This window comes from Streptomyces sp. Z423-1 (assembly GCF_013009255.1).
In the GTDB taxonomy this organism is placed as follows: domain Bacteria; phylum Actinomycetota; class Actinomycetes; order Streptomycetales; family Streptomycetaceae; genus Streptomyces; species Streptomyces gossypiisoli.
The window spans coordinates 1,489,718-1,502,533 of record NZ_CP053109.1 but is presented as its reverse complement, the minus strand read 5'-3'; the positions used below and the strand labels follow the sequence as shown (position 1 = coordinate 1,502,533).

General features: G+C 72.5%; 12 protein-coding genes. 9 read left to right on the top strand and 3 right to left on the bottom strand.

Translation table 11 applies throughout. The features are described from left to right. Window positions 1–3: 3 nt before the first annotated feature. The 8 genes from HJD23_RS07035 to HJD23_RS07000 all read left to right on the top strand — a co-directional run bounded on the left by HJD23_RS07035 (window position 4) and on the right by HJD23_RS07000 (window position 8,410). On the top strand, window positions 4–696 hold the full coding sequence (locus HJD23_RS07035) for a dithiol-disulfide isomerase (RefSeq protein ID WP_171116799.1): 693 nt from the start codon (window positions 4–6) through the stop codon (window positions 694–696). A 115-nt stretch (window positions 697–811) separates the two neighbouring features. After that, window positions 812–2,074 carry a multidrug effflux MFS transporter gene (locus HJD23_RS07030; RefSeq protein ID WP_171116796.1) on the top strand — a complete coding sequence of 421 codons (1,263 nt, stop codon included), beginning with the start codon at window positions 812–814 and terminating at the stop codon, window positions 2,072–2,074. Window positions 2,075–2,283: 209 nt separating this feature from the next. Further along, entirely contained in the window at window positions 2,284–3,456 is a 1,173-nt protein-coding gene (locus HJD23_RS07025) for a 3-deoxy-7-phosphoheptulonate synthase (protein ID WP_171116794.1), read from the top strand. Window positions 3,457–3,518: 62 nt separating this feature from the next. Further along, window positions 3,519–4,316, top strand: a complete 798-nt coding sequence (locus tag HJD23_RS07020; RefSeq protein ID WP_232107565.1) for a 2,3-dihydro-2,3-dihydroxybenzoate dehydrogenase — start codon at window positions 3,519–3,521, stop codon at window positions 4,314–4,316. Continuing rightward, entirely contained in the window at window positions 4,313–5,005 is a 693-nt protein-coding gene (locus HJD23_RS07015; RefSeq protein WP_171116790.1) for an isochorismatase family protein, read from the top strand. Before HJD23_RS07020 ends, HJD23_RS07015 begins: the two co-directional genes overlap by 4 nt. Further along, the gene (locus HJD23_RS07010) at window positions 5,002–6,879 is read left to right on the top strand and encodes a chorismate-binding protein (protein WP_171116788.1); all 1,878 of its coding nucleotides are present in this window, start codon (window positions 5,002–5,004) and stop codon (window positions 6,877–6,879) included. The genes HJD23_RS07015 and HJD23_RS07010 overlap by 4 nt, the downstream gene beginning before the upstream one ends. Continuing rightward, complete coding sequence (locus tag HJD23_RS07005; RefSeq protein WP_171116787.1) at window positions 6,876–7,223, top strand: hypothetical protein; 348 nt, start codon at window positions 6,876–6,878, stop codon at window positions 7,221–7,223. The genes HJD23_RS07010 and HJD23_RS07005 overlap by 4 nt, the downstream gene beginning before the upstream one ends. Further along, the gene (locus tag HJD23_RS07000) at window positions 7,220–8,410 is read left to right on the top strand and encodes a 3-hydroxybenzoate 6-monooxygenase (protein WP_171116785.1); all 1,191 of its coding nucleotides are present in this window, start codon (window positions 7,220–7,222) and stop codon (window positions 8,408–8,410) included. Before HJD23_RS07005 ends, HJD23_RS07000 begins: the two co-directional genes overlap by 4 nt. Before the next feature lie 80 nt (window positions 8,411–8,490). Here HJD23_RS07000 and rfbB read toward each other — a convergent pair whose 3' ends face one another. Both rfbB and HJD23_RS06990 read right to left on the bottom strand, forming a co-directional pair. Then, complete coding sequence (gene rfbB, locus HJD23_RS06995; protein ID WP_171116783.1) at window positions 8,491–9,480, bottom strand: dTDP-glucose 4,6-dehydratase; 990 nt, start codon at window positions 9,478–9,480, stop codon at window positions 8,491–8,493. After that, entirely contained in the window at window positions 9,477–10,538 is a 1,062-nt protein-coding gene (locus HJD23_RS06990) for a glucose-1-phosphate thymidylyltransferase (protein ID WP_171116781.1), read from the bottom strand. The genes rfbB and HJD23_RS06990 overlap by 4 nt, the downstream gene beginning before the upstream one ends. A 162-nt stretch (window positions 10,539–10,700) precedes the next feature. Here HJD23_RS06990 and HJD23_RS06985 point away from each other — a divergent pair, with 162 nt between their 5' ends. Then, window positions 10,701–11,831 (top strand): nucleotide disphospho-sugar-binding domain-containing protein, encoded by a 1,131-nt coding sequence (locus HJD23_RS06985; protein ID WP_171116779.1) that lies wholly within the window; start codon window positions 10,701–10,703, stop codon window positions 11,829–11,831. Window positions 11,832–11,912: 81 nt separating this feature from the next. Here HJD23_RS06985 and HJD23_RS06980 read toward each other — a convergent pair whose 3' ends face one another. Beyond that, window positions 11,913–12,758 carry an AfsR/SARP family transcriptional regulator gene (locus HJD23_RS06980; protein WP_171116777.1) on the bottom strand — a complete coding sequence of 282 codons (846 nt, stop codon included), beginning with the start codon at window positions 12,756–12,758 and terminating at the stop codon, window positions 11,913–11,915. Between the last annotated feature and the right edge of the window lie 58 nt (window positions 12,759–12,816).

Here is a 12,816-nt window from a genome sequence, read left to right as displayed (position 1 = left end):
CTCGTGACCGTGCTCACCGTCTGGTCCGACATCGGCTGCCCCTGGGCCGGGCTCGCCCTGCACACCGTGCGGGCCACCGCCCGGTCCCGCGGCCACGAACTGCTGATCGACCACCGCGCCTTCCCCCTGGAACTGTTCAACGCCGAGCCCACACCGCGGCACATCGTCGAACCGGAGGTCGTCGTCATCGGCGCCGCCCGGCCCGAACTGGGCTGGCGTGTCTGGGCGGGCCGCGACGCCGCCTATCCCGCCACGACCCTGCCCGCGCTGGAGGCCGTACAGGCGGCGAAGGACCCGGCGATCGGCGGCCTGCGCGGCTCGGACGCGCTGGACGCGGCGCTGCGGCACGCCTTCTACGCCGAGAGCCGCTGCATCAGCGTCGTCCCGATGATCCTCGACGTGGCCGCGGGCTGCCCCGAGGTCGACGCGGACGCACTGGCCCGGGCCCTGGCCCGCGGGGCCGGCCGCGCCGAGGTGTTCACGCAGTGGCACGCCGCCCGCGACACCGGCGTACAAGGCAGCCCGCACCTGTTCGGGCCGCACGGCTGGGCCGCGCACAACCCGGGCGTCCGGCTCGCCTGGACGGGTGACCCGAACGACGGCGGTCTGCCGCGCCTGGAGTCGTTCGACCCCGGCTGGGCCGAGGCGTTCCTCGACGCGGCCGAGGCGGGGGAGGGGGCCAGGACGGGTCCCTGAACCCACGGGACCCCTGATCCCTGTCCGCCTCCCCTCCGCTCCTGTCTCGCGTCTCACCCGCACCCGTCCGGAGCCCGGTGCCTCGGGCTCGGGCTCCTCGTCATCGGAGCCCCGTATGCCCCTGACACCGTCGTCCCCTCCGCGCCCGCCGCACACCGACCGGCGGGCGCGGACCTCTGTCGCGCTGACCGCGGTCCTGGCACTGCTGTCGTTCGTCATGCCGCTCGCCACCGACATGTATCTGCCCGCGTTCCCGACGATGGCGGACGAGCTGCGCACCAACGCGTCGGGAGTCCAGCTCACCCTGACCGCCTTCATGGTCGGACTGGCCCTGGGGCAGCTGGTGTTCGGGCCGCTGTCCGACCGGTACGGCAGACGGCGGCCGATCCTGATCGGCACCGGGATCTGCGCCGTTGCCACCGCCCTGTGCGCCGTGGCGCCCTCGCTGGAGTGGATGATCCTGCTGCGCTGGATGACCGGCGTCGGCGGGGCGGCCGGGCTCGTCGTCGGGCGCGCGGTGGTCGCCGACATCGCGCGGGGCGAGCAGGCGGCACGGCTGTTCGGCATCCTCATGGCGCTGGGCGGCGTCGCCCCGATCGTCGCGCCGATCGCGGGTGGCGCCGTGGTCACCGCGGCCGGATGGCGGGCGGTGTTCTGGGTCCTCGCGGCGGCCTCCCTGGTGACCTTCGCCGCCGCCTGTGTCATCGTTCCGGAGAGCCTGCCCGCCGCGCGCCGCACCCCCGTCGGGACGGCCGCGGTGGCCCGGTCGGTGCGCTCCGTCCTCGCCGACCGCGCGTACCTGGGGTTCACCGGCGCCTTCGCCTTCGGCAGCGCCGCCCTGTTCTGCTACATCTCCGGATCGCCGTTCCTGCTGCAGAACGTGCTCGGCCTGAGCGTCGGACAGGCTTCGGCGGCGTTCGCCGCGGGCGCCCTCACCGCCACCCTTTCCAGCGCCCTGAGCGCCCGCCTCGTCGGCCGCTTCACCCCCTGGTCGCTGCTGCTCACCGGTCTGGTCATGCTGGCCACGGCCGCGACGGTCGCGCTCGCCGTCACGGCCGCGGACCGGCTCGGCCGGATCGCCGCCTTCACCCTGCTGGCGCTCGCCTTCGTCGGGCTCGGCCTCGTCTTCGCCAACGGCACGACGCTCGCCATCGGCGCGGTGCCGCACGCGGCCGGCGCGGGTTCCGCCGTGCTCGGCACCGCGCAGAGCGCGCTCGGCGCACTGGCCGCCCCCTTGATGGGACTCGGCGGTGACCGCACCGCGCTGCCCCTGTTCCTCGGGATGACCGTGTCCGCGGGGATCGCCCTGCTGTGCCTCGCGGCCGCGCGGTCCCGTCCCGCGGCCGCGCCCCGGAAACAGTTTCTGGGGAATTCTTGATGTCATTCTGGAGGCGACCTATAGGGAAACCAGTGAGATCGCACCCGAGTCGAAAGTGGATTTCCGCAGGACATTCGACCGCCCGTGAAGTGCGGTGATGCCTCTCTTCCCCTTCCGTGCGGGGGACTTGACGGAGTACCGAGTCATTCCTTTCCGGGGCTATTTCGGGCCCCGGAGAATTCACGGCACCCGTCCAGAAGGAGGTTTCAGTGGAGCACTATCTCGCGCTCCTGAGCCGGCTGCCCGCCGCCCAGCAGCCGGAATGGGAGGACGACCGGGCTCTGCACCAGGTACGGGACGATCTGGCGGCCCGGCCCGCGCTGGTGCGGGCGGCGGATGTCCACCGGCTGCGTTCCCTGCTGGCACGGGCCGCCTCCGGAGCCGTCCAGGTCATCCAGGCGGGGGACTGCGCGGAGGACCCCGAGGAGTGCACCCGCGGCTACGTCGCGCGCAAGGCGGCCCTGCTCGATCTGCTCGCCGGCACCCTCAAGTCGCTGTCCCACAAACCCGTGCTGCGCGTCGGCCGGATCGCCGGCCAGTTCGCCAAGCCCCGCTCGCGGCCGACCGAGACCATCGCCGGACGCACCCTCGCCGTCTACCGCGGTCACCTCGTCAACAGTCCCGAGCCCGACCCGCTGCTGCGCCGCCCCGACCCGCGCCGGCTGCTCACCGGCTACGACGCGGCGAGCAGCGTCCTGCGCCATCTCGGCTGGCACCAGCCCACGCCGGGCCGGGACGGGGACGCCACCGTGTGGACCAGCCACGAGGCGCTCGTCCTCGACTACGAACTGCCCCAACTGCGCGAGGACGGCAACGGATCCCCCTACCTGGCGTCCACCCACTGGCCCTGGATCGGCGAGCGCACCCGCCAGGTGGACGGCGCGCACGTCGCCCTGCACGCCGCCGTCGTCAACCCGGTCGCCTGCAAGGTCGGCCCCGGCATCACCCCGGAGGAACTGCTCGCCCTGTGCGACCGGCTCGACCCGCACCGGGATCCGGGCCGGCTCACCCTCATCGCCCGCATGGGTGCCGCCGCCGTGAGCACCCGGCTGCCCCGCCTGGTGCGCGCCGCCCGGCAGGCCGGGCACCCCGTCCTGTGGCTGTGCGATCCGATGCACGGCAACACCGTCAGCGGCCCGGACGGTCTGAAGACCCGTTTCGTCGAGACGGTCGTCCACGAGGTCGAGGCCTTCTACGAGGCGGTCGCCGAAGCCGGTGGCACCGCGGCCGGACTGCACCTGGAGACCACGCCCGACGACGTCGCCGAGTGCCTGTCGCGCGAGGCGCCCGACGAGCGGGACGCGGGCAAGTACACGAGCTTCTGCGACCCGCGGCTCAACCCCGCCCAGGCCATGACGGTGGCCGCGGCCTGGCGCGGCTGACCCGTATGGCACCCCAACGACACGTACGGCACCCCAACGACACGTCAGTCACTGGAGGCGAGTTGAATCCGAACACGGACCTGCCTCGGGGCACGGCCCTGGTCACCGGCGCGGCCGGCGGCATCGGCGGTGCGATCGTCCGGGCCCTCGGCGAGCACGGCGTCACCGTCGCCGCCGTGGACCGGGCCGCGGCCCGCCCCGACGCCCTGGCGGAGAAGGCCCGCGCCGACGGGCTCGACGTGCACCCGTTCACCGCGGACGTCAGCAACGAACGAGACGTCGAGGCCCTGCTCGACGACGTCGAACGCAGCCTCGGCGCCGTCGGCAGCCTGGTGAACGCGGCCGGTGTCCTCAGGCCCGGCCCCGCCCACGCCCTCAGCCACGAGGACTGGGCCCGCACCTTCGCCGTCAATACCACCGGTGTCTTCCTCGTCTCCCGCGCCGTGGTGCGCCGCATGCTCGACACCCGTCGAACGGGAGCCGTCGTCACCGTCGCCTCCAACGCCGCCGGCACACCCCGCACGGACATGGCGGCGTACGCCGCGTCGAAGGCGGCCGCGACGATGTACACCAAGTGCCTGGGCCTCGAAGTGGCCCGGCACGGCATCCGCTGCAACGTCGTCGCGCCCGGCTCCACCGAGACCGCCATGCTCACCTCCCTGTGGCGCGACCCCTCCGGGCGCACCGGCACCCTGGAAGGCGCCCCCGACCAGTACCGGGTCGGCATACCGCTGGGCCGGATCGCCGACCCCGTGGACATCGCCGAAGCCGCCGTCTACCTGCTCTCCGACCGGGCCCGGCACATCACCCTGCAGTCCCTCGTCGTCGACGGCGGCGCCACGCTGGGGGTGTCCGCATGACCCGCGCACTCCCCGCCCCCGGCATCCCCGCCCCCGGCATCCCCGCCATCGAGGCGTACCCGCTGCCCGGCCCCGGCGACCTGCCCGCCAACACCGCGCGCTGGACGCCCGATCCGCGCCGCGCCGTGCTCCTCGTGCACGACATGCAGCGCTACTTCCTGCGGCCCTTTCCGGCGACCGTGCGCACCCCGCTGATCGCCAACGCCGCACTGGTGCGGCGCGCCGCGGCCGACACCGGCATGCCCGTCGCCTACACCGCGCAGCCCGGCGGTATGACACCGCGTCAGCGGGGCCTCCTGGAGGACTTCTGGGGACCGGGCATGACCCCGTCGGCGCAGGACCGCGAGGTCGTCGACGAGCTCGCGCCCGGCCGCTCGGACCACACCTTCACCAAATGGCGTTACAGCGCGTTCGTCAACTCCCGGTTGCTGAGCTGGATGCGGCTGCAGCGGCGCGACCAGCTCGTCATCTGCGGCGTGTACGCGCACGTCGGCGTCCTGATGACGGCGTGCGAGGCGTTCTCGCACGACATCCAGCCGTTCCTGGTGGCCGACGCGGTCGCCGACTTCAGTGCCGACGAGCACCACATGGCCCTGCGGTACGCGGCCCGGCGCTGCGCCGTCGTCACCAGCGCGAAGCAGTGCGAAGCCGAACTGCGCGTGGCGCACGGGCAGGAGGAGCGGCGATGACCGACGACCTGCTCGGCCGGGTCCTCGACGGCGCCGTCGGCGCGTACGCGCTGCTGTACCGGCCCGAGGCCACCGGACCCGGCATCGTGGAGCTGCTGGCCGGTGACACCGTGCGCCTGGACCGGCTCGCCGAGCTGTCGGCCTTCACCGGCCTCACCGGCGACCCGGGCGGCGACGACGCGCGCCACGAGGTCCTCGCGCTCGTGCCGTACCGGCAGCTCGCCGAACGCGGCTACGAAGCGCCCGACGACGGTGCCCCGCTCACCGCGCTCGTGGTGCGCGAGCAGACCCGGGTGGCGCTCGCCGACGTCCTGGCCCGGGTGCCCGCGGCCCCCGCCACCCTGAGCGGCGGCCGCTTCGAACCGGACGACGACAGCTACGCCGCGACGGTACGGCGGATCGTCGACGACGAGATCGGCACCGGCCAGGGCGCCAACTTCGTCGTCAAGCGCTCCTTCGTCGCCCACGTCGACGACCACGACGCGCACACCGCCCTGCGTTTCTTCCGCCGGCTGCTCGGCCAGGAGACCGGCGCCTACTGGACGTTCCTGGTGCACACCGGGGACCGCACCCTCGTCGGGGCCTCCCCGGAGCGGCACATCAGCCTGGACGCCGGGCGCGCCGTGATGAACCCGATCAGCGGCACCTACCGCTACCCGCCCACCGGTCCGGTGCTCGACGAGGTGATGGCGTTCCTGCGGGACACCAAGGAGACCGACGAGCTGTACATGGTCGTCGACGAGGAACTCAAGATGATGGGCCGCATCTGCGAGAGCGGCGGCCGGGTCGTGGGGCCGCGGCTGAAGGAGATGGCACGGCTCGCCCACACCGAGTACTTCATCGAGGGCCGCTGTACCCGCGAGATCCCCGACATCCTGCACGAGACCCTGTTCGCCCCCACCGTCACCGGCAGCCCCTTGGAGAACGCCGCCCGCGTCATCGCCCGCCACGAACCCGCCGGCCGCGGCTACTACGCGGGGCTCGCCGCGCTCATCGGCCGCGACGGGCAGGGCGGCCCGGCCCTCGACTCCGCCATCCTCATCCGCACCGCGGACGTGGCCGCGGACGGCCGTGTCGAGATCGGCGTCGGCGCCACCCTCGTACGCCACTCCGATCCGGCCGCCGAGGTCGCCGAGACCCGGGCCAAGGCCGCCGGGCTGATCGACGCGCTCGCCGGGCGCGGCGGCAGGCTCGCCGACCACCCCGAGGTGCGCGCCGAACTCGCCCGCCGTAACGCCACCATCGCCGGTTTCTGGCTGGCCTCGGGCAGCGACGACGACGCACCGGCCGGATTCGGCGGGCGCACCGCCCTGGTGATCGACGCGGAGGACACCTTCACCGCCATGCTCGCCCACCAGCTCCGCGCGCTCGGCATGACCGTCACCGTGCGGCGCTACGACGAGCCGTACGTCCTCGACGGGCACGACCTGGTCGTCATGGGGCCCGGTCCGGGCGACCCCACGGACGTCGGACACCCGAAGATCGCGCAGCTGCGGGCGGCGGTGCACGAACTCCTCGACCGCAGGCTGCCGTTCCTCGGGGTCTGCCTCAGCCACCAGGTGCTGGCCTCGCTGCTCGGACTACAGCTGCGGCGCAGGCCGCGGCCGAGCCAGGGCGAGCAGCGGCGCATCGACCTGTTCGGCGAGAGCGTCCGGGTCGGCTTCTACAACACCTTCGCCGCGCACGGCACCGACGACAAGACGCACGTCGACGGCGTCGGCGTGGTCGAGATCTGCCGGGATCCGGACAGCGGTGAGGTGCACGCGCTGCGCGGACCGGGTTTCGCGTCCCTGCAGTTCCACCCCGAGTCACTGCTCACCCAGAACGGCCCGCGCATCGTGGGCTCGCTGATCAAGGAGGTACTCAGGTCGTGAAGGCCGTCATTGCCTGGTGGGATCTGGCGCCGTCCGGACGTGACGCGGCATCGCTGCGGGCGTTTCTGCGGGACGAGGCCGTCGCCCGGTTCGCCCAGGTCCAGGGTTTGCGGCTGAAGGTGTGGATGTCCGACGAGCCGACCGCCCGCTGGGGCGCGGTGTTCCTGTGGGAGTCCGCCGAGGCCGCGGGGCAGCGGCTGCCGCAGCGCGCCGCCGAGATCATCGGCTACCCGCCCACGGAGGTGCACGTCTTCGACGTGGAGGCGGTCACCGAGGGACGGCACGGCACGCCGGACCTCGCGGGGCTCGGCCTCGCCTACGCGGAGAGGAGCCCGGCCGCGTGATGGACCTCGTCATCGTGGGCGGTGGCATCGGAGGACTCGCCACCGCCCTGGCCGCGGCGCGCGCCGGATGCCGGGTCACCGTGCTCGAACGCCGCGACGCCATGAGCGAGTTGGGCGCCGGTATCCAGCTCGCTCCGAACGCCTTCCACGCTCTGGACCGGCTCGGCGTCGGCGACGCGGTCCGTGACCGCTGCGTCCGTATCGAGGTGCTGCGCCTGATGGACGGGACCACGGACGAGACGCTCGCCGCGATGCCGCTGACCGGCGCGTACCGGACCCGGTTCGGCCATCCGTACGCCGTCGTGCACCGTGCCGATCTGCACCGCCCGCTCCTGGACGCCTGCCGGGACGCCGGGGTGGAGTTGCGTGTCGACAGCGGTCTGACGCGCTACGAGCAGGGCGCGGTGGACGTCACCGCCGTCCTGGCCGACGGGGAGCGGGTGCGCGGTCACGCCCTGATCGGCGCCGACGGCATCCGCTCCACCGTGCGCGCCCAGCTGCTCGGCGACGGGGAGCCACGCGTCTCGGGGCACACCATCTACCGGTCCCTGGTGCCCATGGACTCCGTGCCCCAGGAGCTGCGCTGGAACGCCGTGACCCTGTGGGCCGGGCCGAAGTGGCACCTCGTCCACTACCCCATAGCCTCCGGCGAGTTCCTCAACCTTGCGGTCACCCGGGACGACGGCGCACGGCAGGCCGTGGCCGGGGTGCCCGTGCCCGGGGAGCGGGTCCTCGGCGAGTTCCCCGGCCTCGGCTCGTATCCCCGCCGGCTGCTGGAGCTCGGCCGGGACTGGCGCACGTGGGTGCTGTGCGACCGCGACCCCGTCGGCACCTGGACGGAAGGCCGGGTGGCCCTGCTCGGCGACGCCGCCCATCCCATGCTCCAGTACGCCGCCCAGGGCGCCTGCCAGGCGCTGGAGGACGCCGTGGTACTGGGCGGACTCCTCGACGGGGCCGGCCCCGACGACGTGCCGCAGCGCCTGGAGAAGTACGCCGCGGCGCGCCACGAGCGGACGGCGAGGGCGCAACTGCTGGCCCGTCGGATGGGGGAGCGGCTCTACCACCCGCAGGGCCGGGCCGCCACCGAACGCAACGCGATGCTCGCGGCGTTGTCCACGAACGACATGTACGACGCCGTGCAGTGGCTGCACGGGGAGCGGATGTTCCTCGCCCCCGGCGTCGGCTGAACCCCGCCTGCCGGTCGAACCGGCGCAACGAAAGAGCCGCCCCGTCGTGCGGGGCGGCTCGATCGTTGTGCGGGGCCGGGTCACACCGGGGCGGCCGGGATCTCCTTCAGAGGGCGCCACCAGGCCTCGTGTGTGCGGTACCACTCCACCGTCTCGCGCAGCCCCGTGTCGAACGGCTTCAGCGGCCGGTACCCGAGCTCCTCACGGATCTTCGTGTCGTCGATCGCGTACCGCAGATCGTGGCCCTTGCGGTCCGCCACGAGCCGGATGCGGGAGGAGTCCGCGCCGCACAGCTGAAGGAGCCGCTCGGTGATCTCACGGTTCGTCAGGCCCGTGCCGCCGCCGACGTTGTAGATCTCACCGGCCCGGCCACGGGTGAGCACCAGGTGCACGGCCCGGCAGTGGTCGTCGACGTGCAGCCACTCCCGGGACTGCCGGCCCGTCCCGTACAGCGGCACGGTCAGGCCGCCGAGCAGGTTGGTGGTGAACAGCGGGATCAGCTTCTCGGGGTGCTGGCGCGGCCCGTAGTTGTTGGAGCAGCGGCTGATCCGCACGTCCAGCCCGTGGGTACGCCAGTAGGCGCGGGCGAGCAGGTCCGAGGACGCCTTGGAGGCCGCGTAGGGGGAGTTGGGCAGCAGCGGCTCCGTCTCGTCCCAGGTGCCCGTCTCGATGGAGCCGTAGACCTCGTCGGTGGAGATGTGCACGAACGTCTCCACACCGCAGTGCAGCGCCGCCTCCAGGAGCGTCTGGGTGCCCAGCACGTTGGTCCGTACGAAGGCCCGCGGACCCAGCAGGGAGCGGTCCACGTGCGACTCGGCCGCGAAGTGCACGACCTGCCGATGACCCGGCATCAGTGCCCGCACCAGCTCCTCGTCGCAGATGTCGCCCTTGACCAGGGTCAGACGCGGGTGGTCCAGCGGCAGATTGGCGGTGTTGCCGGCGTACGTGAGCAGGTCCAGGACGGTGACCTCGGCGTTCTCGTAGCCCTCGTAACGGCCCTCCAGCAGGCAGCGCACGAAGTGCGAGCCGATGAATCCGGCGCCGCCGGTGACCAGGACGCGGTGTGTCATGCGACCACCGCCCGGCAGTCGTCGCCCACCACCAGCTGGTGCGCCCGGGTGCCGGGCGGCGAGGTGACCTTCGCGCCGCGGCCGATCAGCGAGGCGCGCACCGGTCGGACCCCGTCCAGCACCGCGCCGTCCAGCAGGATCGAGTCCTCGATGTCGGCACCGTGCACGGTGCAGCCGGCGCCGAGCGAGGTGTGCGGGCCGACCCGGCTGTCCTGCACGACCGTGTCGGCGCCGACGACGAGCGGGCCGGTGAGCCGGGAGCGTACGACGGTGGCGCCGGGCTCCACGATCACGGCGCCGTCCAGCACGCTCTCCTCGTCGACCCGGCCGCGCACCTCGGCCTCGACCCGGTTCAGCAGGACCCGGTTGCACTCCAGCAGACCGTCGATCTTCCCGGTGTCCTGCCAGTACCCGGAGTACTCGACGGCGGTGACCGGGCGGCCCCCGGTGACCAGGTGCTGGATGGCGTCCGTGATCTCCAGCTCGCCGCGCGCGCTGGGCGGGACGGCCCGCACCGCGTCGTGGATGGCGGGGGTGAAGAAGTACACGCCGATCACGGCGAGATCGCTGCGCGGGTGCCGTGGCTTCTCCACCAGGGCCCGCACCACCCGGTCCGCGCCGACCTCGGCCACTCCGTACTGCCGCGGGTCGAGGACCTTGGTGACCATGATCTGGGCCGCCGGGCGGCGCGCCGCGAAGGACTCCGCGGCGTCGCCGATGCCCTCGACCAGCACATTGTCGCCGAGGTACATGACGAAGTCGTCGTCGCCGAGGAAGTCCTCCGCGATGGCCACGCAGTGTGCCAGTCCCAGCGGCGCCTGCTGCCGTATGTAGGTGATGCGCAGGCCGAGCCGGGAACCGTCGCCGATCGCGGCGGCGATCTCGTCCGCGTGGTCCCCGACGATGATGCCGACCTCGCTCACGCCGATGGCGCGGATGTTCTCCAGGCAATGCACCAGGACCGGTTTGTTCGCCACCGGGACCAACTGCTTGGCCATCGAGTGGGTAAGGGGACGGAGCCGGGTTCCCATTCCGCCCGACAGTACGAGTGCTTTCATTGCGACCTCTCACTCAATAGGTGGGGCAGCGGTGGGAATGACAATGCCGCAACGGTCTTGCGGTGTCCTTGAGAAGACTTAGCGTCCCGACAGGGGATACCGGTGAGCGGTCTCCAGAGATCCTCTGAGAATTCCCTAGACCGCATTCCTAGGGTGACCGTCATGCGCATTCTCTTTCTGGCCGGGGGAAGCCCGGCGACGATTTTCGGCCTGGCGCCGCTCGCCACGGCCGCACGGAACGCGGGACATCAGGTGTTCCTCGCGTCCACCGAGGAGATGATGCCGGTCGCCGCCGGCGCCGGACTGCCCGGTGTCCCCGTCACCGGGCGCTCGATCCGCGACTTCATGACGACGAGCCGTACCGGCGAGAGCCTTCAGTGGCCCGAGGACCCGCAGGAGCACATCCACTTCATCGGCCGCGGCTTCGGCCGCATGGCCGCCGCCAGCCTCCCGGCGCTGATCGAGCTCGGCCGCGTCTGGAAGGCCGATCTCGTCGTCGGCGGCATGCTCTGCTTCGCGGCACCGCTGGCCGCCAGGCACCTCGGCATCCCGTACGTGCGGCAGGCCTGGGACACCGGCGAGCCACCCGAGGTGGACGGCGCCGCGGCGAGTGTCATGGGGCCCGAACTCGCCGAACTGGGCCTGGACCGGCTGCCGGAGCACGACCTCTTCATCGACATCTGCCCGCCCGGCCTGCGCCCCGCCGACGCGTTCGACGCGCAGCCCATGCGCTACATCCCCGGCAACGGACAGCGCGCCCTGGAGCCGTGGATGTACGTCCCCGGCGAGCGCCGCCGCATCCTGGTGACCGCGGGCAGCCGGGTCAGCCGGCACCAGTACTTCGACTACGTGCGCGAACTCGCCCGCAAGGTAGGCGCGCTGGGCACCGAACTGCTCGTCGCCGTGCCCGACGAGGTCGCGGCCGAGCTGACCGAGGGGCTGCGCCATGTGCGGGCCGGCTGGATGCCGCTCGACGTCGTCGCGCCCACCTGCGACCTCGTCGTGCACCACGCGGGTGGCGGCACCGCCCTGGCGGCGATGAACGCGGGCGTGCCGCAGCTGCTCATCCCCAACATGCCGAAGCTGGTGCCGCCTTCGCGCCGGCTCGTCGACTTCGGGGCCGCTTTGATGGTGCCGGACGGCGAGGACTCGCAGGACGCCGTGGTCGCCGCCTGCGAGAAGATCCTCGGTGACTCCTCCTATCGGGAGCGCTCGCAGGCGCTGGCCGCGGAGATCGCCGGTATGCCGCTGCCCGCGCAGGTGGTCGGCGCCCTGGAGGACCTCGTCGGCTGAGCGCACGGACACGACGTCGGGGCGGCACCGGGAGTCGGTGCCGCCCCGCTCGCGCTCGCGCCGGACGCCCGGTGCGGGCCGTCACCCCGACGGGCGGGTCACGGAGACCGCCGCCGTCCGCTCCCGGCCCGGCGTGAGCCCGTCCACCAGATCGGTGTCGAGCCGCGGATCACCGGTGAGGATGGCCTCGTGCAGCAGCCGGACGCGCAGGCAGGGTTCGATGCCGAGTTCCTCGTCGAGGGTCCTCCGCAGCCGGTGGAACGCCTCCAGGGCCTCCACCTGCCGGCTGGAGCGGTACAGAGCCAGCATGTACTGGGCGGTGAGGTTCTCGTTCAGCGGATGCCGGGCCGACAACGCGCCCAGCTCGCTCAGCAGGTGATGGTGCAGACCGAGCCGCAGCTCGGCCTCGAAGCACTGTTCCATCATGCCGAGCCGGGTCTCGGCCAGGCTGTTCACCCGCTCGCGCAGATGAGGCCCCGGCGTCACGTCGGCCAGGGCCTCACCCCGCCACAGCGACAGCGCCGCGCGGAAGGTCCGGGACACGGCCCGGTCGTCCCCGTTGCGCTGCGCCACCCGGCCCTCCTGCAGCAGGCGGTTGAAGCGGGTCAGATCGAGCGCCTCGGGTTCGGTGACGATGCGGTAGCTGCGCGAGCCCGTGACCAGTTTCTGCCGAGCGGACTTCAGCGAACGCACCGAGGGCGAGCGGGCGAGGGAGCGGCGGATTTGCAGGATGTACGTCTGGAGCGTCGGTAAAGCGCTCGGCGGGGGATCGTTCTCCCACAGTTCCTGGCTGCATATTTCGGTGGACACCGGCAGATTCGCGTGCAGCAGTAAAAGCGCGAGCAGATGCCGCTGTTTCGGTGCCGTCGGAAGATACTCGATCCCATCGTCCATGGCGGAGATCGGCCCCAGGACTCGGAATTCCATTGCTTCCCCTGAACGATAAGGGCAGTTCGGATCCTGCCGCGTGAGGTCCCCACCTTCT